The sequence below is a fragment of the Bradyrhizobium sp. Kon58 genome (genome assembly GCF_055807455.1).
In genome coordinates this window covers 195,720-214,378 of record NZ_JBVVOT010000003.1, presented here as the reverse complement: position 1 = coordinate 214,378, position 18,659 = coordinate 195,720, and the positions used below count along the sequence as shown (strand labels likewise).

At 64.9% G+C, this 18,659-nt stretch carries 24 protein-coding genes; 13 read left to right on the top strand and 11 right to left on the bottom strand.

Features of this window, described 5'->3' with window-relative positions; translation table 11 throughout:
• Nucleotides 1-58: 58 nt before the first annotated feature.
• Nucleotides 59-3,052: an excinuclease ABC subunit UvrB gene (gene uvrB / locus AC0L20_RS07435; RefSeq protein WP_473288014.1), complete on the top strand. Its 2,994-nt coding sequence runs from the start codon at nt 59-61 to the stop codon at nt 3,050-3,052.
• Nucleotides 3,053-3,118: 66 nt separating this feature from the next.
• On the opposite strand, the gene AC0L20_RS07430 is transcribed toward uvrB, so the two are convergent.
• From AC0L20_RS07430 to AC0L20_RS07415, 4 genes are all read right to left on the bottom strand, one after another.
• Complete coding sequence (locus AC0L20_RS07430) at nt 3,119-3,484, bottom strand: hypothetical protein (RefSeq protein WP_473288013.1); 366 nt, start codon at nt 3,482-3,484, stop codon at nt 3,119-3,121.
• Between the two features lie 7 nt (nt 3,485-3,491).
• Nucleotides 3,492-3,878, bottom strand: a complete 387-nt coding sequence (locus AC0L20_RS07425) for a hypothetical protein (RefSeq protein WP_473288012.1) — start codon at nt 3,876-3,878, stop codon at nt 3,492-3,494.
• 111 nt (nt 3,879-3,989) lie between these two features.
• Entirely contained in the window at nt 3,990-4,169 is a 180-nt protein-coding gene (locus tag AC0L20_RS07420) for a hypothetical protein (RefSeq protein WP_473288011.1), read from the bottom strand.
• Between the two features lie 96 nt (nt 4,170-4,265).
• On the bottom strand, nt 4,266-4,508 hold the full coding sequence (locus AC0L20_RS07415) for a hypothetical protein (RefSeq protein ID WP_027520351.1): 243 nt from the start codon (nt 4,506-4,508) through the stop codon (nt 4,266-4,268).
• A 288-nt stretch (nt 4,509-4,796) separates the two neighbouring features.
• Here AC0L20_RS07415 and AC0L20_RS07410 point away from each other — a divergent pair, with 288 nt between their 5' ends.
• The 5 genes from AC0L20_RS07410 to AC0L20_RS07390 all read left to right on the top strand — a co-directional run bounded on the left by AC0L20_RS07410 (nt 4,797) and on the right by AC0L20_RS07390 (nt 8,143).
• Complete coding sequence (locus AC0L20_RS07410; RefSeq protein WP_473288010.1) at nt 4,797-5,249, top strand: nuclear transport factor 2 family protein; 453 nt, start codon at nt 4,797-4,799, stop codon at nt 5,247-5,249.
• A 218-nt stretch (nt 5,250-5,467) separates the two neighbouring features.
• The gene (locus tag AC0L20_RS07405; protein WP_247320748.1) at nt 5,468-5,908 is read left to right on the top strand and encodes a nuclear transport factor 2 family protein; all 441 of its coding nucleotides are present in this window, start codon (nt 5,468-5,470) and stop codon (nt 5,906-5,908) included.
• A gap of 213 nt (nt 5,909-6,121) precedes the next feature.
• Nucleotides 6,122-7,039 carry a hypothetical protein gene (locus AC0L20_RS07400; protein WP_473288009.1) on the top strand — a complete coding sequence of 306 codons (918 nt, stop codon included), beginning with the start codon at nt 6,122-6,124 and terminating at the stop codon, nt 7,037-7,039.
• 244 nt (nt 7,040-7,283) lie between these two features.
• Nucleotides 7,284-7,706 carry a hypothetical protein gene (locus tag AC0L20_RS07395; protein WP_007614810.1) on the top strand — a complete coding sequence of 141 codons (423 nt, stop codon included), beginning with the start codon at nt 7,284-7,286 and terminating at the stop codon, nt 7,704-7,706.
• 299 nt (nt 7,707-8,005) lie between these two features.
• The gene (locus AC0L20_RS07390) at nt 8,006-8,143 is read left to right on the top strand and encodes a hypothetical protein (protein ID WP_007614812.1); all 138 of its coding nucleotides are present in this window, start codon (nt 8,006-8,008) and stop codon (nt 8,141-8,143) included.
• Between the two features lie 41 nt (nt 8,144-8,184).
• On the opposite strand, the gene AC0L20_RS07385 is transcribed toward AC0L20_RS07390, so the two are convergent.
• The 3 genes from AC0L20_RS07385 to AC0L20_RS07375 form a co-directional block, all read right to left on the bottom strand.
• A complete protein-coding gene (locus AC0L20_RS07385; protein ID WP_007596790.1) occupies nt 8,185-8,331 on the bottom strand; it encodes a hypothetical protein in 147 nt (48 codons plus the stop codon).
• Between the two features lie 198 nt (nt 8,332-8,529).
• Nucleotides 8,530-9,012, bottom strand: coding sequence for a MaoC family dehydratase (locus tag AC0L20_RS07380; protein ID WP_473288008.1), 483 nt, complete (start codon nt 9,010-9,012; stop codon nt 8,530-8,532).
• Entirely contained in the window at nt 9,012-9,464 is a 453-nt protein-coding gene (locus AC0L20_RS07375; protein ID WP_473288007.1) for a MaoC family dehydratase, read from the bottom strand. The genes AC0L20_RS07380 and AC0L20_RS07375 overlap by 1 nt, the downstream gene beginning before the upstream one ends.
• Nucleotides 9,465-9,642: 178 nt before the next feature.
• Between AC0L20_RS07375 and AC0L20_RS07370 the strand changes: the two genes are divergently transcribed.
• Nucleotides 9,643-9,939, top strand: coding sequence for a DUF4282 domain-containing protein (locus AC0L20_RS07370; protein ID WP_007596805.1), 297 nt, complete (start codon nt 9,643-9,645; stop codon nt 9,937-9,939).
• A gap of 120 nt (nt 9,940-10,059) precedes the next feature.
• Here the strand turns inward: AC0L20_RS07370 and ychF are convergent, their stop codons facing one another.
• From ychF to AC0L20_RS07350, 4 genes are all read right to left on the bottom strand, one after another.
• Nucleotides 10,060-11,157, bottom strand: coding sequence for a redox-regulated ATPase YchF (gene ychF, locus AC0L20_RS07365; protein ID WP_473288006.1), 1,098 nt, complete (start codon nt 11,155-11,157; stop codon nt 10,060-10,062).
• 5 nt (nt 11,158-11,162) lie between these two features.
• A complete protein-coding gene (gene pth, locus AC0L20_RS07360) occupies nt 11,163-11,768 on the bottom strand; it encodes an aminoacyl-tRNA hydrolase (RefSeq protein ID WP_456767760.1) in 606 nt (201 codons plus the stop codon).
• Nucleotides 11,769-11,826: 58 nt separating this feature from the next.
• A complete protein-coding gene (locus tag AC0L20_RS07355; protein WP_027565369.1) occupies nt 11,827-12,546 on the bottom strand; it encodes a 50S ribosomal protein L25/general stress protein Ctc in 720 nt (239 codons plus the stop codon).
• 184 nt (nt 12,547-12,730) lie between these two features.
• Nucleotides 12,731-12,982, bottom strand: a complete 252-nt coding sequence (locus tag AC0L20_RS07350) for an accessory factor UbiK family protein (RefSeq protein ID WP_007596812.1) — start codon at nt 12,980-12,982, stop codon at nt 12,731-12,733.
• Nucleotides 12,983-13,151: 169 nt separating this feature from the next.
• Here AC0L20_RS07350 and AC0L20_RS07345 point away from each other — a divergent pair, with 169 nt between their 5' ends.
• The 6 genes from AC0L20_RS07345 to AC0L20_RS07320 all read left to right on the top strand — a co-directional run bounded on the left by AC0L20_RS07345 (nt 13,152) and on the right by AC0L20_RS07320 (nt 18,533).
• Entirely contained in the window at nt 13,152-13,883 is a 732-nt protein-coding gene (locus AC0L20_RS07345; RefSeq protein ID WP_027565370.1) for a dienelactone hydrolase family protein, read from the top strand.
• Nucleotides 13,884-13,897: 14 nt separating this feature from the next.
• Nucleotides 13,898-14,743, top strand: a complete 846-nt coding sequence (gene lgt, locus AC0L20_RS07340; protein ID WP_473288005.1) for a prolipoprotein diacylglyceryl transferase — start codon at nt 13,898-13,900, stop codon at nt 14,741-14,743.
• A gap of 21 nt (nt 14,744-14,764) precedes the next feature.
• Nucleotides 14,765-15,883, top strand: coding sequence for a class I SAM-dependent methyltransferase (locus AC0L20_RS07335; protein ID WP_018453517.1), 1,119 nt, complete (start codon nt 14,765-14,767; stop codon nt 15,881-15,883).
• The gene (pgeF, locus tag AC0L20_RS07330; protein WP_456767757.1) at nt 15,880-16,647 is read left to right on the top strand and encodes a peptidoglycan editing factor PgeF; all 768 of its coding nucleotides are present in this window, start codon (nt 15,880-15,882) and stop codon (nt 16,645-16,647) included. The genes AC0L20_RS07335 and pgeF overlap by 4 nt, the downstream gene beginning before the upstream one ends.
• 112 nt (nt 16,648-16,759) lie before the next feature.
• Complete coding sequence (locus AC0L20_RS07325; RefSeq protein WP_473288004.1) at nt 16,760-17,386, top strand: hypothetical protein; 627 nt, start codon at nt 16,760-16,762, stop codon at nt 17,384-17,386.
• A gap of 193 nt (nt 17,387-17,579) precedes the next feature.
• The gene (locus AC0L20_RS07320; RefSeq protein ID WP_007596822.1) at nt 17,580-18,533 is read left to right on the top strand and encodes a ribose-phosphate pyrophosphokinase; all 954 of its coding nucleotides are present in this window, start codon (nt 17,580-17,582) and stop codon (nt 18,531-18,533) included.
• Nucleotides 18,534-18,659 lie beyond the last annotated feature (126 nt).

The following is an 18,659-nucleotide window of genomic DNA, read 5'->3' as shown; positions in this document are numbered from 1 at the left end:
CTGTTGCCAAGCGGAGAGACCTCTTTCCTGAGGGCCGGACTCGTCCCATATTCGGGGCATGGCGAAGAAATCTGCATCCTCCGAAAAATCCGGAAAATCCCCCAAGACCAAGGCTCCGAACGCCAAGGCACCAAATTCCAAGGCGCCAAACTCCAAGGCGTCACGCCCGGACGTGCAGCCGATCGGGCCGGCGCTGGCCGAGCTGCTCAATCCCGCGATCAATCGCGGCGACGCCGGGCTCGGATCGGGCACCGGCCTGCAGCCGCCGCCGGATAATTCGCGCGACCGCCGCTCCGGAGGCGAGGCCGCGGCGCATCGCGCGCGCGCTTCGACGCCGAAGGAGTTTCCGCAGGACAATACGAGGCCGATGCCGCTGCGGCCCAATCCGCAGCCGCCCGGTGCCCGCGACGCGGGCTTCGACGAGGCGCCGCAGGCCAATTACGGAACCGCGGCCACGATCCCGACGCTCGATCCGGAACTGGCCCGTCAGCTCGGCCTTCCCACGGAAGAGGACGACGCCGAAGCCCTGGCGCGCCCGCCGCGCAGCAAGATGGAGGCGCTCGGCGTCAAGGCGACCGCCGACGCGCTGGAATCGCTGATCCGCGAGGGCCGGCCGGAGTTCCGCAAGGACGACGGCTCCACCAGGGTGTGGACCCCGCATCGGCCGCCGCGTCCGGAAAAGTCCGAAGGCGGCGTGCGCTTCGAGATCAAATCGCATTACGAGCCGCGCGGCGACCAGCCGACCGCGATCGCTGAGCTGGTCGAGGGCATCAACCGCAACGACCGCTCGCAGGTGCTGCTCGGCGTCACCGGCTCCGGCAAGACCTACACCATGGCCAAGGTGATCGAGGCGACGCAGCGCCCCGCCATCATCCTGGCGCCGAACAAGACGCTCGCCGCCCAGCTCTATGGCGAGTTCAAGAGCTTCTTCCCCGACAACGCGGTCGAGTATTTCGTCAGCTATTACGATTACTACCAGCCGGAAGCGTATGTCCCTCGCACCGACACCTACATAGAAAAGGACTCCTCGATCAACGAGCAGATCGACCGCATGCGCCACTCGGCGACGCGCGCGCTGCTCGAACGCGACGACGTCATCATCGTCGCCTCGGTGTCCTGCATCTACGGTATCGGCTCGGTCGAAACCTACACCGCGATGACCTTTGCCCTGAAGAAGGGCGAGCGCATCGACCAGCGCCAGCTGATCGCCGACCTCGTCGCGCTGCAATACAAGCGCACCCAGGCCGACTTTACCCGCGGCACTTTTCGCGTGCGCGGCGATGTCATCGACATCTTCCCGGCGCACTATGAAGACCGCGCCTGGCGCGTGAACCTGTTCGGCGACACCGTCGAGACCATCGAGGAGTTCGACCCGCTCACCGGCCACAAGCAGGACGAGCTCGAATTCATCAAGATCTACGCCAACTCGCACTATGTGACGCCGCGCCCGACGCTGGTGCAGGCGATCAAGTCGATCAAATCCGAATTGAAGATGCGGCTCGACCAGCTCCACGACCAGGGCCGCCTGCTGGAGGCGCAGCGGCTGGAGCAGCGCACCACCTTCGACCTCGAGATGATGGAGGCGACCGGAAGCTGCGCCGGCATCGAAAACTATTCGCGCTATCTCACCGGGCGCCTGCCCGGCGAGCCGCCGCCGACGCTGTTCGAATACGTGCCCGACAACGCGCTGGTGTTCGCCGACGAGAGCCACGTCACCGTTCCCCAGATCGGCGGCATGTTCCGCGGCGACTTCCGCCGCAAGGCGACGCTGGCCGAATATGGCTTCCGCCTGCCCTCCTGCATGGACAACCGCCCGCTGCGCTTCGAGGAATGGGACATGATGCGGCCGCAGACGGTCGCGGTCTCGGCCACGCCCAGCGCCTGGGAGATCAACGAGAGCGGCGGCGTGTTCGTCGAGCAGGTGATCCGGCCGACCGGGCTTATTGATCCTCCCGTCAACATCCGCCCGGCCCGCACCCAGGTCGACGATCTCGTCGGCGAGGTTCGCGCCACCGCCCAGGCCGGCTACCGCTCGCTGATCACGGTGCTGACCAAGCGCATGGCGGAGGATCTCACCGAATATCTGCACGAGCAGGGCATTCGCGTGCGCTACATGCACAGCGATATCGACACCATCGAACGCATCGAAATCATCCGCGATCTGCGCCTCGGCGCCTTCGACGCGCTGGTCGGCATCAATTTGCTGCGCGAAGGCCTCGACATTCCCGAATGCGCGCTGGTCGCGATCCTCGACGCCGACAAGGAAGGCTTCTTGCGCAGCGAGACCTCGCTGATCCAGACCATCGGCCGCGCCGCGCGCAACGTCGACGGCAAGGTGATCCTCTATGCCGACCAGATGACGGGCTCGATGGAGCGCGCCATCGCCGAGACCGACCGCCGTCGCGAGAAGCAGGTCGAGTACAACACGGCGCATGGCATCACGCCGGAGAGCATCAAGAAGTCGATCGGCGACATCATGAACAGCGTCTACGAGCGCGATCATGTGCTGGTCGAGATCGGCGGCCACGACATGACCGACGACGTCATCTCGATCGGCCACAATTTTGAGGCCGTGCTCGGCGATCTCGAAACGAGAATGCGCGAGGCCGCCGCCGATCTGAATTTCGAGGAAGCCGCGCGCTTGCGCGACGAGGTCAAGCGCCTGCGCGCCACCGAGCTCGCGGTGGTCGACGATCCCACCGTCAAGCAGCGCACGGTGCAGGGCAAGGCCGGCGCCTATGCGGGCGCGAAGAAATACGGCGATGCCGCCAATTTGCCGGTCAGCGCGATGAAGAAGAAGACCGTGAGCTCCGCGCTGAAGGCGAGCGGCGGCGGCAGCGGCTCGAAGGTGCACAAGCCGCATCTCGACGAGATGCACGGCCCGGAATCCCTGCCCTATCGCGGGGACCGCGCACTGCCGACAAAACCGTTCGGCGGTGAAAGCCGGATCATCCAGCCGACGGACTCAAGGCAGTCGGGGCCGGAGTTTGGGCCATCGCCGCGGTCGAGCGGAGGAGCGCCGGGGCATAGAGGTGGGTGGAAGAAGAGGTAGGGGCGCGGAGCGCCGCGCCGCTCATGGTTATTGATGGCGGCGTCCGAAAGTGATGAGAGCGCGAGCTCACCCCACGCTTGCCGCCAGCAACGACAGCAGCAGCACTGAGGCCACCAGCTGCATCGATGTCGCGGGCTTGGCGCGCCAGCGGGCGATCTTGTCGGAGAAGGACAGGCTGGCGTCGAAGAACAGCGGTTCGTAGGCGTTCTTTGCAAATCTCGGGAATGTCGATCCTGCCCAGATGGAGAGAAAGCTGTAGAAGATCGTCGCCATGGTGATGGTGAGCATGGGATTGCCGCCGTGATGGTTGGCCAGGAGCTTCACCATCAGCGACGCCGCGGCGAAGATCGGAAATCCCTGCAGGATCGCGGTGAGCGCAAAGCCTTCGAGCCAGTTGAGCGGGCCGGATTTCGACGCGGTGATGAAGGGCATGATGCGATCACCCCACGCTCGCCGTCACCACGGCCATCACCGACAGCAGCAGCACGATGGTCATCAGTTGCAGCGAGGCGACCGGCTGGGTGCGCCATGCAGTGATCTTGTCGGCGAGCGACAGATGGGCCTCGAAGAATTTTGGTTCGTAGACGGTCTTGAAGAAGGTCGGGAAGCTCGGCCCGAAGCTCACCGCAAGCAGCGCATGGGCGAGTGAGGCGATGGCGACGAAGATGGCGACGCCGGGATCGCCGACCAGGTCGTGATTGCCGACCAGCTTGAGCAGGAAGGCGGCGGCGGCGAAGGTCGGGAAGCTCTGCAGCGTCGCGGTCAGCGCGAGGCCTTCGAGCGCGTTGTGCAGGCTGGACTCTCTGACTCTGGCGATGGCGGCCATGGCACGTCTCCCTGATGACATGGGCAGGACGATAGCCACAGGGGAAGGCGCGCGATGTGAGCTGGCTCACGCCCGGCCGACAGCCCGGGACGTGAGGCAGCCGGGACCGGCTCAAAGCTGGCGAAAGAAAACGAGATAGATGGCGAGGCCGATCGTCGAGAATGACAGCAAGACGCCGACCCAATTGTACTTGACGCCCGCAGAACGGGAAGCCTTGCCCACGAAAGCGACGACGAGATACAGGAACAGGATTGCGAGGACTGAACCCCACAAGAACTTCCCGACATCCATCGTTCCCTCGCCTGATTCAACCCCAGCGTTCGCGAATGGATTTTACCATCGAAGCATGCCGGATAGAAGACGGCGGGAGCACAGTTTTCCGTGACGTTACAGCTTGCCCTGCCCGTTCACCTGGCTCTGCTGTTGCCGCTGTCTCTCCTGCTCTTGCTGCTCCTTGGCATGGTGGCGGCCGTAGAGGCAGCCGGCGGCAGCGCCGAGGACGCCGTGATGGCCAGCATAGTGGCCGGCGACACCGCCGACGACGGCGCCCTTGATGCAGCCCTTGGCGTTGGCGGCGGAGGTCGCGCCACAGATGAGAAGGACGGCGGCGATGGCGGCGAGGGATTTCATGGATCGATGTCTCCGAATGCGGTGTCGCGACCTCAACGGGCACGGGCCCGTCCCGGTTCCGCGTCCGCTGCCGCGCTCGCGCGCTCGCTTTCCGAGTCCATGCAGCCGAACGCCATGTGAATTCGTGCAGGCGCCCGGTCACTCAACCCTCAATTGCAGCCATGAACCTGGCATTGTGCTTGCGCGTCATATGATCTGCAATATCCCCTGTGGTTTTGCGGATTGCCGGTATCCGAGGCCGCGCGTTAGCTTTGCGCAAGCTCCACACGGCCAATGAGGACGGGCGGAATGACGGTCGAGAAGCTCAATCGCCAGCGCGTGCTGCATCTGCTCGACGCGATCTCGCGCAGCGATCTCGAGGCGGCGCTGTCGTGCTGCACCGACGACGTCGACTTCCTCACCCACGCGCCGATCGACGTGCTGCCCCACATGGGCCCCTGCCACGGCAAGAAGGAGCTCGGCGAATTCTGGCGCACCGTGCAGGAGCGATACGCCGAGATCCGCTACGAGGTGCCGCAGATCGTCGCCGAGGGCGACACGGTCGCGGCCTATCTGCGCGTGTTCTTCCGGAAGCGCAGCAACGACCGCATCATTCAGGTCGACATGGCCATTTTCTACACTTTCCGCCAGGGCCAGGTGGCGCAGATCCGCGAGATCATCGATTCCTACGATTTGGTGCAGCAGGTGCTGGAACGTGAGATCGGCCCGCTGATCGTGGGCGAGCGGGCGGACGGGGGCTAGCTCTCTCCAAATCGGCCCGGACCGGGAAAATACGGGGTTCTATTGTAAATCTCACACGCCGGGATCAATTGTGCATTGCGAAAACGTGAATTGCGTTTTGGCCGAATTGGCGTATTTTGTTCGTATACAAATGAGTTGAGCGACCCCGCGGCACCTATCCTGTGCGCTTGGGGTTGTTTTTCGTTTTTTTTCGCAAGCCAGCTTCAGGACTGCCCAAGATGACAGAGCACAGCCTCTGGCGTTTCTCGCGTGCGTTGCACCGCGCGATCAACGACCGGCATTTCGAGGACATCGAGGCCTTGATCGACGAGGACGTCGAGTGGGCGCTGTACGGCCCGATCGACATGTTTCCGTTCCTCGGCGCGCGCCAGGGCAAGGACGCCGTGCTCGATGTCATCCGCCAGCTCGCCGACAATTTCCAGGTCCGCCGCTTCGACCGCGAGAGCATCATGCTCGGCGTCGATTCCGCCGCTTCGATGCTGCGCTATTCGCTGACCGCGCTGGATTCCAACAAGCCGATCAGCTTGCGGGTGGCGCAGTTCGCCCAGTTCAAGGCGGGCAAGCTCACCAGCATGCGCGTGCTGATCGATACGTTCGATCTGGTCGAGCAGGCACTCGGCCGCGCCATTCATCTGCCGAAGATGACCGGCGTGGGCTGAACGGAATACCAACGGGCCCCGCAGTTCGGGACCGACGGCTGATGCTCCCCGCGACGCGTCCTGGCCTCCAGCCCCGCCGGATGCAATCGTGGAGCAGCTCGTCATCGGGCGCGCGCCTTTCGCGCGGCCCGTTGGTTCGCGTCTGTGGAACCGCCACAATTTCGCAACGATGGTTCCGCATCCTCGGCGGGAACTGGGCTGACGGGCAGGACGATGGAATTCGCGACAGGGTTTGGCTGGACCAGGCTGCCGATGCTGGCGGCCGCTTTCATCTTGGGATCGGTGCTGACGGTGTCTGCGCAGATCATTCCGCCCTTCTCCCCCGGCCCGGCCGCAGCCCCCGACGACGAGGCCGAGACGGCGGAAGCCCCCGACGTCAACGACCCTGACGTGCTGAGCGGCATCGACGTCGACAAGCTCGACTGGGGCCAGCTCGCGATCGACGCCGGCACGCTCAACGACATCATCGCCGCCAAGAAGCGCGCGCAGGCCGCCGCCAAGGACGGGCTGAACTGGGCGACGAACTCCAACGCCAACGGCTCCTCGGCGGTGACGGTGAAGCAGTCGGTATCCTCATTCTGGGACGCCCGCATCGGCGCCGACATGACGGTGACGAGCGAGCCGCGGACGATGTCGGAGCTGCTGGCGCAGAAAGCCACCAATGGCGGCAGCGTGCCTCAGTCGTCCGGCAGCGCCTGGGCGGCCGCGACCGCGCCGGGGGCAGGTGCGATCTGGGACAAGACCGCGGTCGAGGCCCGCGTCGATCCCGGCGCCGAGCAGAGCAAGCTCGGGGCGTCGCTGATCAAGTCGGTGCCGCTATCGGGCGACACGTCGCTGACGCTGCAGAACGGCTACAGCGTCAACCAGCAGGGCACCACGGCGCTCCCCGGCGTCGGCGGTCACATCACGCGCAATTACGAGACCGACCAATCGGCCAAGGTCACCCTCACCGATACCGGCACCAGCATCACCGCGGGCCAGTCGCTGTCGACCACTGACGACAAATGGCTGCGCAAGGTCGGCGCCGAGCAGAAACTGTTCGACAACGTCACCGTTTCCGGCTCGGTCGGCGAAACCTCGCAAGGGGCGATCAACAAGAGCCTGACGGCGGGTTTCAAGAAGAGCTGGTGAACGTGTTTTCGCCTCTCCCCGCTTGCGGGACGAGGGAATCGAGCACCGACCGGGCCGCGCATTCACTTCGGCGCGGCGGCCACGTTCAGACTCTCCTAACCATACGCCACGGCAAAGCCCCCGAATGGACCGCCCTTGCCGCACCTCGGCCAAGTTGCGGCCAAAATCCGACGCCCTAGTCCCAGACTGACGTCGTCGTGCGGGGGACACTCGCGCTGCGCTCAACGCGAACAGGGGAATAACGATGAACGCCATGCGTCCGGAAAAGACCGAAGGCACCGAGACCGAGACCATCGACACCAACCTCGCCGCAGTGACGGAAGTCGAAGCCGGCATCCGTGACTTCGTCCGCAACGACATCGCCTATCTGCGCCGTCCGGCAGCGACCGCCACGGACGCGCCGCCGCTCGACCCGAGCGCGGAGGCCACCGTTACCAACGTCAACTCGCTGATCCAGCGCGTCGCCGGCACCTCCCTCGCCGAGATCGAGAATTTGATCTCCGAGCTCGAGAGCCTGCGCGATCTGCTCCACGCCGAAGGCCAGCGCGTCCAGCGCGAGATCTCCGGCTACGCCCAGCTCAGCCAGGCCGCGATGAAGTCGACCCGCATGATCGCCGACAACGTCTCGCAGTGGAAGCGCGCCGCCGACGGCCTGCGCAACAGCTGAGCGCTGACATCACGCATCACCGGCCGCCGCGTTCCGAAAGGGGCGCGGCGGTTTTGATTCGTGGGATGTGTGCTCTCCCTCGCCCCGTTCTTACGGGGAGAGGGTTGGGGTGAGGGGCTGCTTCAGAAAATTCGGTGACAGATGGACTCGCGGAGAGTCCCCCTCACCCGGATCGCTGTGCGATCCGACCTCTCCCCGCAAGCGGGGCGAGGTGAAGGCCCTCGCCTTTGAACCCCCCACCGCCACTCCGCGACTAACGCCAAGCGCTCTTGCCATCGCGGCGGGCCCGGGGACATCTCATGGAAAGCATTCGGCCCGACACCACCGACCCGATACCGCTGCGGCCGGCGCCGAATCAGTTCGGCACCATCATGTTGCGTTTTGTCGGATTGCTGGCGGTTGCGATCGCGATCTTGGCGTTCGTCTATAGCCGCTGAGGGCGGAGGCCGCGTTGCGGCTCCGCGGAGTTAACGAAGTCTTACCGGGCGGCTTCCACGGTCGAGGCTTCCAGGGTGTAGGCACCATCGGCATAGCCCTTCACCACCATGCCGGCGACCAGCATCACGGCCAGCGTCGCGGTAGCAAAGATGAATCCGACCAGCTTGAGTGCGCCGCGGTCTGCCATGGTCCTCGTCCCCTGTACTCTGCCCAGTTCGTTCAAATAGACAGCGACAGGTTCATAATTGGTTAGCAACTCGATGGTTCCGCGAACTGCTTCGCGGGAAAACCATGTTGCGCAGGCTTATGGCAGCCACCCGGAATCGCGTCCATAGCGCGGGGGCAACACTCGCGCGCTGTTTTTGCCGTTCATCCTGGAACGAATCTAACCGCCGTTCGCACGCATCGGCACGAAAGCACTGGCGGTGATGGCGTAGACGTCCTCGCCCCGCTGGTTGGTGCCGGTGGTGCGCGCGGTCAGGATGCCCCAGCCCGGTCGCGAGGCGGAGCTGCGCTTGTCGATGACGACGTTGACGTAGGTGACGATGTCGCCGGCGAGCACCGGCCTGATCCAGCGCAAATCGCGAAAGCCCGGCGACGGGCCCCACACCGCGACCTCCTCGCCGCGCGAGACGGCTTCCCGCGCCAGACGCTGGCCGTCGGCGACAAGCAGGCTCATGCAGGCTGAGCCGACATGCCAGCCCGAGGCCGCGAGCCCGCCAAACAGCGAGTTCTTGCCCTCCTCCTCGTCGAGGTGAAAACGCTGCGGATCGAACTTTGCGGCGAATGTCTTGATCGACTCCGCCGTGAACGTATAGGCGCCGATCTCGCGGCGATGCCCAATCTCGATCTCCTCGAAAAACGGCATCAGACCGCCCCCTCGCGCCGCTTGATCAGGATCGGCGACGTCATCTCGCACAGCGCCTGCCCCGCCGCGTTACGCACGGTGCATTTGAACTTGACGATGCCGAGCTCCGGGCGGCTCTTCGAGGTGCGGGCCTCCACGACGTCGACGTCGAGCGTGAGGTCGTCGCCGGGTCTGAGCGGCGACAGCCAGCGCACTTCATCGACGCCGGGAGATCCCAGCGAAGCGGCGCGGGTAATGAAACCGTCGGCCATCATCCGCATCATCAGCGAACAGAGATGCCAGCCCGAGCCGGACAGGCCGCGCAGCATGCTTTTGCTGGCGGCCTCCTCGTCGAGGTGCATCGGCTGCGGATCGAACTCGGCGGCAAAGGCCACGATCTCGTCGCGCGTGACATGGCGCGGGCCGAATGTTCCGAACCGGCCGGGCGGGAAATCTTCGAAGGTCAGGGTCATCTTGGGAAAGGTTTGAGGGAATGACAGATTGTGGCCGCACTTTGCGGCAATCTCAACCCGCCGGCCCGCATGGCTCGTGCTACATTCGGCGCACCGGCATTGGTCTTGAGTCGGATTGATGAGGGGCCACGATCCATTTGCAAGGCCCGACAACATCTGAATTGCCCTGGGGAGAGCAATGTTTTCATTCAGCGACCTGTTTCAATGGGACCGCTTTATCACGCCGACGATCATCAAGACCTTCTACTGGCTGGTGATCGCGCTGATCTGCCTGTTCGGCCTCTCCGGCATCTTCTCCGGCCTCGCAATGATGGCGATCAGCCCGTTCGGCGGCTTCCTGATGCTGCTGTCCTCGATCGCGAGCGTCGTCGTCGGGATCGTGTTCTCGCGCATCATCGCGGAGCTGATCCTGATCATCTTCCGCATCAACGAGCATCTCGGCGCGATCAGGGATCAGGGCGGCGGGGTGCGGTGAGGCAAGCACCGGCGCCATAGGGTGGGTTGGCCGAAGGCGTAACCCACCAACTTCGTTCGGCAAACGAGGAAGCATGGTGGGTTACGCTGCGCTAACCCACGCTACGAACCTATCGAGATCCTACGTATTGAACCTGAAATGCATCACGTCGCCGTCGGCGACGACGTATTCCTTGCCTTCGAGGCGGAGCTTGCCGGCATCGCGGGCGCCGGCTTCGCCGCCGAGCCCGACGTAGTCCTCATACGCGATGGTCTCGGCGCGGATAAAACCCTTTTCGAAGTCGGTGTGGATCACACCGGCCGCGCCCGGCGCCTTGGTGCCGCGATAGATGGTCCAGGCGCGCGCTTCCTTCGGGCCCACCGTGAAATAGGTGATGAGGTCGAGCAGCGTGTATCCGGCGCGGATCAGGCGATCGAGGCCGGCCTCTTCGAGACCCAGCGTCTCCAGGAAGTCGGCACGTTCGTCACGCGAAATGGTGGCGATCTCGGATTCGATTTTTGCCGAGATGACGACGGCAATGGCGCCTTCCTTGGCAGCCTGGTCCTGCACCGCTTTCGAGAACGAATTGCCTGATGCAGCCGAGCCTTCCTCGACGTTGCAGACGTAGAGCACGGGCTTGGACGACAGCAGGCCCAGCATCCCGAAGGCGCGCTCCTCCTCCGCCTTGCGCTCGACGAGGCGCGCTGGCTTGCCCTCGCGCAGCAGCACCAGGGTGCGGTTGACGAGGTCGAGCTGCTCCTTGGCGTCCTTGTCGTTGCCCTTGGCCTTCTTGGACAGATTGTCGACGCGCTTCTCGAGGCTGTCGAGATCGGCGAGCATCAGCTCGGTCTCGATGGTCTCGATGTCGGCGAGCGGGGCGATCTTGCCCTCGACATGGGTGATGTCGGAATCCTCGAAGCAGCGCACGACATGCGCGATGGCGTCGACCTCGCGGATGTTGGCGAGGAACTGGTTGCCGAGGCCTTCACCCTTGGACGCGCCGCGCACGAGGCCGGCGATATCCACGAAGGTCAGCCGGGTCGGGATGATCTGGCCCGACTTGGCGATCGCTGCGAGCTTGTCGAGCCGCGGATCCGGCACCGCGACCTCGCCGACATTCGGCTCGATCGTGCAGAACGGATAGTTCGCCGCCTGCGCCGCGGCCGTCTCGGTCAGCGCGTTGAACAAGGTCGATTTGCCGACATTGGGCAATCCGACGATCCCGCATTTAAATCCCACGAGCGTTATTCCTTGCCGTTGTCGTCTTTGGTCAAAAATCCCTTCGCCTGCATGGCGAGATGCACCCTGTTGGCGAAGGTCGCGTCCGTGCCTTTGGCAACCAGTGCCGCGTGCTCGGCCACCGCGTCGCAGAGCGTCGCCACCCAGTCGTTGTCGGCTTTGGCGAAGTCCGACAGCACGTGGCCGTGCACCAATTCCTTGACGCCGGGATGACCGATGCCGAGCCGTACCCGGCGGTAGTCGTTGCCGATATGGGCGGAGATCGAACGCAGGCCGTTGTGGCCGGCGATACCGCCGCCGATCTTCACCCGCACCTTGCCCGGCGGCAGTTCGAGTTCGTCATGGAATACAGTGACGTCGCCCGGTGCGATCTTGAAGAAGCTTGCCGCTTCCTGAACGCTGCGGCCGGACTCATTCATGTAGGTCATCGGCTTGAGCAGGATCACGCGCTCGGTGCCGAGCGTGCCTTCCGAGGTCTCGCCCTGAAACCTGCGACGCCAAGGCGCGAAACCATGACGCCGTGCGATCTCATCGACGGCCATGAAGCCGACATTGTGCCGGTTACGTGCGAATTTCGGGCCGGGATTGCCGAGCCCAACAAACAGTCGCATGACGCGGCGCGCCCCTCGCTCGGCGCGCGGTCAGGGACCGCGCGCCAGCTTTGAGAGATTACTTCTTCTTGTCGCCGCCGGCGGGAGCCTTGGCAGCCGGGGCCTTGGCAGCCGCTGCCGGAGCAGCAGCACCCGCAGCAGGAGCGGCACCAGCCGCCGGAGCAGCAGCACCCGCAGCCGGAGCAGCAGCCGCGGCCTTCTGCTCTTCGGCGTAGCCGGACGGCGGCACGATGGTGACGAGGGTCGCGTCCTCGGCGGTCAGCGCCTTCACGCCGGCCGGCAGCTTGATGTCGGAGAGATGCAGCGAGTGGCCGATTTCGAGCGAACCGACGTCGGCCTCGATGAACTGCGGGATGTTCTCCACGCCGCACTCGAGCTCGATCGCATGCGCAACGATGTTCACGGCGCCGCCGCGCTTCACGCCGGGCGAACCTTCAGCCTTCACCACGTGCAAGGGAACGCTGATGCGGATGGTGGCGCCTTCGCCGAGCCGCATGAAGTCGACGTGGATCGGGAAATCCTTGACCGGATCGAGGTGGTAGTCGCGCGGAATCACGCGGTGCTTGTTGCCTTCGAGGTCGATGTCGACCAGCGTGGTCAGGAACCGGCCGGCGAGGATGCGCGAGCGCAGTTCGCGATCGTCAACCGAGATGGTCAGCGGGGGCTGGTTGTTGCCGTAGATCACTCCGGGCACTCTCCCGGCGCGACGCTCAGCCCGGGCGGCCCCCTTGCCGCTCTTCGGACGTGCGGTCGCCTTCAATTCCTTGACGGTCGCCATAACGTTAAGTCCTTGTTTTTGCAAAAGTTAATGGGCCGCAACGCGGCCCATGGCATACGCCGCAGCAAGCCTCCAGGGGTGCGGGGGCTGCGGACGTGGCGGGCTTTTACCCGGAAGACGCGGAAATGACAAGGAGAATGGGCTGCCGGGCGGAACCGGATCAGCCCGGACGGAGCCGGCGGAGCTACCCGCCGAGCTTGGCCTCCAGCGCGGCGATGCGCGCCTTCAGAGCCTCGTTCTCCTCACGTGCCAGGCGCGCCATGTCCTTGACCGCCTCGAACTCCTCGCGCTTCACCAGGTCCATGTCGCGAAGGAATTTTTCGGCCTGGGTGCGCATCACCGTGTCGAACTCGCGCTTGACGCCCTGCGCGGCACCGGCGGCGTCGTTCATCAGGCGGCCGATCTCGTCGAAAAACCGGTTGTTGGTCTGGGTCATATCGGTCTCCTGGCGGCTTTCGATGAACTCTGCGCGAACGCGCGGGAAGACAATGGCAATCCGTTTGGGCCGGTTCAAGTGCCGATCGGCGGTATCCTTGTCATGCCCCGGTTTCCTTGCAATCGTATTCAACGTCCCTGCATAAGAAGAATCACAAAAGGCGCTCGAGATGATCGACCAGCAGATCGCGATCCCCACCAAGGACGGTCACACCGCAACCTTCATCAGCCATCCCGAACGCGGCGGGCCGTTTCCGGTCATCCTGTTCTACATGGACGCGCCGGCGATCCGCGAAGAGCTGCGCGACATGGCGCGCCGGCTCGCGACATCGGGCTATTACGTGATGCTGCCGAACCTCTATTACCGCTCCGGGGTGATGGAGCTCGGCGCGCTGCCGGCCGATCCGAACGCCCCGGAACGCAAGCGCATGTTCGCGCTAATGGGATCGCTCACGATCCCCATGATCATGGACGACACGCGGGCGTTGCTCACCTATGCCGAGGGTCAGGCGGCCGCGAACACCAAACTGATTGGCACTGTCGGTTACTGCATGAGCGGCCGCTACGCCGTCAATGCCGCCACGCATTTCCCCGATCGCGTCAAGGCCGCCGCCTCGGTCTACGGCACGCAGCTCGCAACCGACCAGGACGATAGCCCCCATCTCGCGGCCGCCAAGACCAAAGCCGAACTCTACTTCGCCTGCGCCGAGACAGACATCTACGCACCGGCCGAGATCATCGAGAAGGTGAAGCAGGGCATGAGCGGCGCCAAAGCCGAAGTCGAGATCTATCCCGGCACCCATCACGGCTTCGCCTTCCCCAAGCGTCCGGTCTATCACCGCGACGCCGCCGAGCGGCATTGGGAGCGTCTGCTGGCGCTCTATCGCCGCAATCTCGTCTAGATATAGAAGACGCGATGCCCTTTCTGCTCATCGACTTTCCCGCCTTCAAGCCGATCGCGATCGAGATCGGTCCGTTCGCGATCCGCTGGTATGCGCTGGCCTATATCTGCGGCATCGTGTTCGGCTGGCTCTATGCGCGCTCGCTCCTGAAGAAGGAGCGGCTGTGGGGCGGTCCGGCGCCGATGTCGCTGCTGCAGATCGACGATTTCATCCTGTGGGTCACGCTCGGCATCATCCTCGGCGGCCGCACCGGCTATGTGCTGTTCTACAATCTGCCCTTCTTCATCGACCATCCCGCCGCGATCTTCAGGCTGTGGGAAGGCGGCATGTCCTTCCACGGCGGCTTCCTCGGCTGCGTCGTCGCGGTGATGTGGTTCGCCTATCGCAACCGCATCTCGATCCTGTCGCTCGGCGACATCACCACCGCCGTTGCTCCGGTCGGGCTGCTGCTCGGCCGCATCGCCAATTTCATCAACGGCGAGCTGTGGGGCCGCGCCACCGACCCGGAGCTGCCCTGGGCGATGATCTTCCCCAATGATCCCACCCAGCTGCCGCGCCATCCGAGCCAGCTCTACGAGGCCGGCATGGAGGGCATTTTGCTGTTCGCAGTGCTCGCGATCATGATCCGATTTGGTGCCCTGAAACGGCCCGGCATGATCCTCGGCGCCTTCATCCTGATCTATGGTCTGAGCCGGATCGCCGGCGAGCATTTCCGCGAACCGGACGTCCAGCTCGGCTTCCTCTGGGGCGGATTAACCATGGGCATGCTGTTGTCGATCCCGATGCTTATTGTGGGCGGCATACTTATTGTATTGGCAGTGAGGCGCGGTGCGCCGAAGCCCGCAGGGGCTATTCGTTAATTCCTTTTGAGAAGATAGACCGTGACCGACCAGCCGTTACTCGACGAGATCAAGGCGCTGATCAAATCCTCAGGCCCCATGCCGGTCTGGCGGTACATGGAACTGTGCCTGATGCATCCGCGCTATGGCTACTACGTCTCGCGCGATCCGTTGGGACGCGAAGGCGATTTCACCACCGCGCCCGAGGTCAGCCAGATGTTCGGCGAGCTGTTGGGCCTGTGGACCGCCTCGGTGTGGAAGCAGATGGGGTCGCCGCAATTCCTGCGGCTGATCGAGCTCGGCCCCGGCCGCGGCACCATGATGGCGGATGCGCTGCGCGCGCTCCGCGTGCTGCCGCCGCTCTACCAAGCGCTCCACATCCACATGGTCGAGGTCAATCCGGTCCTGCGCGAGCGGCAGAGTGCGACGCTGTCGGGCGTGCGCAACATCGCTTGGCACGACAGCATCGACGACGTGCCCGAGGGACCGAGCATCATCCTCGCCAACGAATATTTCGACGTGCTGCCGATCCACCAGATGGTCCGTCACGAGAACGGCTGGCACGAGCGCGTGATCGAGGTCGACGCCAACGGAAAACTTCAATTCGGCGCGGCTGCCGAGCCGACGCCGCGCTTCGAGGTGCTGCTGCCGCCTCTGGTACGCGCCGCGCCCGTCGGGGCCGTGTTCGAATGGCGGCCCGATGCCGAGATCATGAAGCTCGCCAGCCGCGTGCGCGACCAGGACGGCGCGGCGCTGATCATCGATTACGGCCATCTGCGCAGCGATGCCGGCGACACCTTCCAGGCGATCGCGCGCCACACCTTCACCGATCCCCTGAAGGCGCCTGGCCAGGCCGACGTCACGGCCCATGTCGACTTCCAGGCGCTCGCGCGCGGGGCGGAGGATGTGGGCGCCCGGGTGCACGGGCCGGTGACGCAGGGCGATTTCCTCAAACGCGTCGGCATCGAGACCCGGGCAGCCGCCTTGATGCAGAAGGCCGCGCCCGACGTTGCCACCGACATTTCGATCGCGCTCAAGCGCCTGACCGAAACTGGGCGCAGCGGCATGGGCTCGATGTTCAAGGTGCTCGGCATCTCCGAGCCGCGGCTGACGGGGCTTGCGGGACTCAGCGATCTCGAACGCGCCGGAGACGATTCATGACGCTTGCCTCCTCGCTGCTGTCCGCGGTGCCCGGCCTGCGCCACGCCTTCTTCACCCGCGAAGGCGGCGTCTCGGGCGGCATCTATTCCGCGCTGAACGGCGGGCTCGGCTCCAACGACGATCAGGCCCTTGTCGCGGAGAACCGCCGCCGCATGGCCGAGCATGTCGGCGTCGCGCCGGAACGCTTTCTCAGCCTGCACCAGATCCATTCGCCCGACGTGCTCGTGGCCGACGCTCCGTGGCCGAACGGGCCGCGGCCGAAGGGCGATGCGCTGGTGACGAAGGTGCCCGGCATCGCGCTCGGCGTCTCCACCGCCGATTGCGGGCCGGTGCTGTTCGTCGATCCCGACGCGGGCGTGATCGGGGGCGCCCATGCCGGCTGGAAGGGCGCGCTCACCGGCGTGCTGGAGCAGACCATTTCAGCGATGGAAAAACTCGGCGCCTCGCGAAGCCGCATCATCGCCGCGATCGGCCCGCTGATCCGTCAGGACAGTTATGAAGTCGGCAACGAGTTCGCGGCGCGCTTCATCGAGGCGGACGCAGACAACGCGATGTTCTTCATCCCGTCGGTGCGCGAAAGCCACGCGATGTTCGACCTCGCCGGCTTCATCCGCAAGCGTCTGGAAGCCGCGGGCATCCTGATGATCGACGATCTCGGTCTGGACACCTATGCCGACGAACGCTTCTTCAGCTACCGCCGCTCGGTGCATCGCAAGGAGCCGGATTACGGCCGCCACGTTCACGCGATCGCGCTCGAAGCGTGAACACAAAGGCAACCCGTGTCATTCCGGGGCGATGCCTGCGCGCGATGACAGTGGGCTGTGGCGCCCCCGCCCTAGACGTTAATGCGTTTTAACGATATCGCTGCCCTCCATAATGAGGGACGCGTCATTCATCTTGCGCCGCGCGGGTTCGCGCGTGCTGGCGGTCATGCTGCTGACGGCGGCGGCCGCGCTTGGCGGCTGTGCCGGTGGCGGTGGTGCCGCGAACTCCTATGCGATGGCGCCGAGCGCCGGCTCCGGGGCGACAGTCGCGTTCGAATCGATCGACGGGCCGCCGCCGCAAGTGTTCGACCGCATGGTCGGCGTGCTCGACACCGAATCCAAGCTACGCAGCCTGTCCGTGGTCTCGCGCGAGGGGACGGCTGCCTACCGCGTGCGCAGCTACCTCTCCGCCCAGATCGTGCGCGGCAAGACCGTGATCGCCTGGGTCTGGGACGTCTACGACGCCAACCAGCAGCGGGCGCTGCGCCTTTCCGGCGAGGAACCGACGGCGGCCAAGGGCGGCCGCGATGCTGCCCGGGATCCTTGGGGCGCTGCCGACGACCTCGTGCTGCGGAAGATCGCCCAGGCCGGATTCAGCGGTCTTTCCAACATGATCAACGGCACGCCGGATGCGCCGGGCTCGGCTCCCGGCTTGCGCGGGCCGGCCGTGGCGAGCGTGATCCCGGAGACTCCGGTGGCCGAGATGCCGGCCTCGGCGCTGGGCTATGCCGAGCGATAACCCCCGCGAAACCACGGTCCCAACTTCCGGCCAAACCGTTGGCCGGACTCGGGATTTCGCAGGGAAAACGTAGCGTCCCGGGTTGCCATTGCAGCCCCCGGCCTGATATTTCCTCGCCCGTCGTAACCGTGCTTCCAGTGGGTATTGTTTGATGTTGAACATCGTGTCCAGCAAAGCGCGGGAGGAAGCGTCCATGTCGGCCAAGAACGGCTCCATCAAGCTCGTCGCCGGCAACTCCAATCCGGCTCTCGCACAGGCCATCGCGCAGGGTCTCGACCTGCCGCTGACCAAGGCGGTGGTACGGCGCTTCGCCGACATGGAGATCTTCGTCGAGATCCAGGAGAACGTGCGCGGCTCGGATGCCTTCGTCATCCAGTCGACCTCGTTCCCGGCGAACGACCATTTGATGGAATTGCTGATCATCACCGACGCACTGCGCCGCTCCTCGGCGCGCCGCATCACCGCGGTGCTGCCCTATTTCGGCTACGCCCGGCAGGACCGCAAATCGGGTTCGCGCACGCCGATCTCGGCAAAACTCGTCGCCAATCTGATCACGCAGGCCGGCGTCGACCGCGTCATGACGCTCGACCTGCATGCCGGCCAGATCCAGGGCTTCTTCGACATCCCGACCGACAATCTCTACGCAGCGCCGCTGATGGTGCGCGACATCAAGGACAAGTTCGACCTCTCCAGGACGATGGTGATCTCGCCCGACGTCGGCGGCGTGGCGCGCGCACGCGGCCTCGCCAAGCGCATCAACACCCCGCTTGCGATCGTCGACAAGCGCCGCGAGAGGGCCGGTGAATCCGAGGTCATGAACGTGATCGGCGACGTCGCCGGCTACACTTGCATCCTGATCGACGACATCGTGGATTCCGGCGGCACGCTGGTGAACGCCGCCGACGCGCTGATCGCCAAGGGCGCCAAGGACGTCTACGCCTACATCACCCACGGCGTGCTGTCCGGCGGCGCGGCGGCCCGAATCACGAACTCCAGGCTGAAGGAGCTGGTGATCACCGATTCGATCCTGCCGACGGAGGCGGTGAGCAAGGCGCCGAACATCCGCACGCTTCCGATCGCCAGCCTGATCTCCGACGCGATCGCGCGCACCGCGGCGGAAGAGTCGGTGTCGAGCCTGTTCGACTGATTTTCTTGCCTCGCCCCGCTTGCGGGGAGAGGCCGGCATTCGAGCGAAGCTTGAATTCCGGGTGAGGGGGACTCTCCACGAGTCCAACTCTCACCGTCCCCGCGGAGACTCTCCCTCACCCCACCC

Bases quoted from the DNA above. Each gene is read 5' to 3' on its own strand.
- AC0L20_RS07430 (WP_473288013.1), bottom strand. From the start codon at position 3,484: ATGCCCTTCATCACCGCGTCGAAATCCGGCCCGCTCAACTGGCTCGAA.
- AC0L20_RS07420 (WP_473288011.1), bottom strand. From the start codon at position 4,169: ATGGATGTCGGGAAGTTCTTGTGGGGTTCAGTCCTCGCAATCCTGTTC.
- AC0L20_RS07390 (WP_007614812.1), top strand. From the start codon at position 8,006: ATGGAAAGCATTCGGCCCGACACCACCGACCCGATACCGCTGCGGCCG.
- AC0L20_RS07320 (WP_007596822.1), top strand. From the start codon at position 17,580: ATGTCGGCCAAGAACGGCTCCATCAAGCTCGTCGCCGGCAACTCCAAT.
- AC0L20_RS07405 (WP_247320748.1), top strand. From the start codon at position 5,468: ATGACAGAGCACAGCCTCTGGCGTTTCTCGCGTGCGTTGCACCGCGCG.
- AC0L20_RS07415 (WP_027520351.1), bottom strand. From the start codon at position 4,508: ATGAAATCCCTCGCCGCCATCGCCGCCGTCCTTCTCATCTGTGGCGCG.
- AC0L20_RS07380 (WP_473288008.1), bottom strand. From the start codon at position 9,012: ATGCCGTTTTTCGAGGAGATCGAGATTGGGCATCGCCGCGAGATCGGC.
- AC0L20_RS07400 (WP_473288009.1), top strand. From the start codon at position 6,122: ATGGAATTCGCGACAGGGTTTGGCTGGACCAGGCTGCCGATGCTGGCG.
- pth (WP_456767760.1), bottom strand. From the start codon at position 11,768: ATGCGACTGTTTGTTGGGCTCGGCAATCCCGGCCCGAAATTCGCACGT.
- AC0L20_RS07355 (WP_027565369.1), bottom strand. From the start codon at position 12,546: ATGGCGACCGTCAAGGAATTGAAGGCGACCGCACGTCCGAAGAGCGGC.
- lgt (WP_473288005.1), top strand. From the start codon at position 13,898: ATGCCCTTTCTGCTCATCGACTTTCCCGCCTTCAAGCCGATCGCGATC.
- AC0L20_RS07350 (WP_007596812.1), bottom strand. From the start codon at position 12,982: ATGACCCAGACCAACAACCGGTTTTTCGACGAGATCGGCCGCCTGATG.
- AC0L20_RS07410 (WP_473288010.1), top strand. From the start codon at position 4,797: ATGACGGTCGAGAAGCTCAATCGCCAGCGCGTGCTGCATCTGCTCGAC.
- AC0L20_RS07370 (WP_007596805.1), top strand. From the start codon at position 9,643: ATGTTTTCATTCAGCGACCTGTTTCAATGGGACCGCTTTATCACGCCG.
- AC0L20_RS07385 (WP_007596790.1), bottom strand. From the start codon at position 8,331: ATGGCAGACCGCGGCGCACTCAAGCTGGTCGGATTCATCTTTGCTACC.
- pgeF (WP_456767757.1), top strand. From the start codon at position 15,880: ATGACGCTTGCCTCCTCGCTGCTGTCCGCGGTGCCCGGCCTGCGCCAC.
- AC0L20_RS07325 (WP_473288004.1), top strand. From the start codon at position 16,760: ATGAGGGACGCGTCATTCATCTTGCGCCGCGCGGGTTCGCGCGTGCTG.
- AC0L20_RS07425 (WP_473288012.1), bottom strand. From the start codon at position 3,878: ATGGCCGCCATCGCCAGAGTCAGAGAGTCCAGCCTGCACAACGCGCTC.
- AC0L20_RS07395 (WP_007614810.1), top strand. From the start codon at position 7,284: ATGAACGCCATGCGTCCGGAAAAGACCGAAGGCACCGAGACCGAGACC.
- AC0L20_RS07345 (WP_027565370.1), top strand. From the start codon at position 13,152: ATGATCGACCAGCAGATCGCGATCCCCACCAAGGACGGTCACACCGCA.
- uvrB (WP_473288014.1), top strand. From the start codon at position 59: ATGGCGAAGAAATCTGCATCCTCCGAAAAATCCGGAAAATCCCCCAAG.
- AC0L20_RS07375 (WP_473288007.1), bottom strand. From the start codon at position 9,464: ATGACCCTGACCTTCGAAGATTTCCCGCCCGGCCGGTTCGGAACATTC.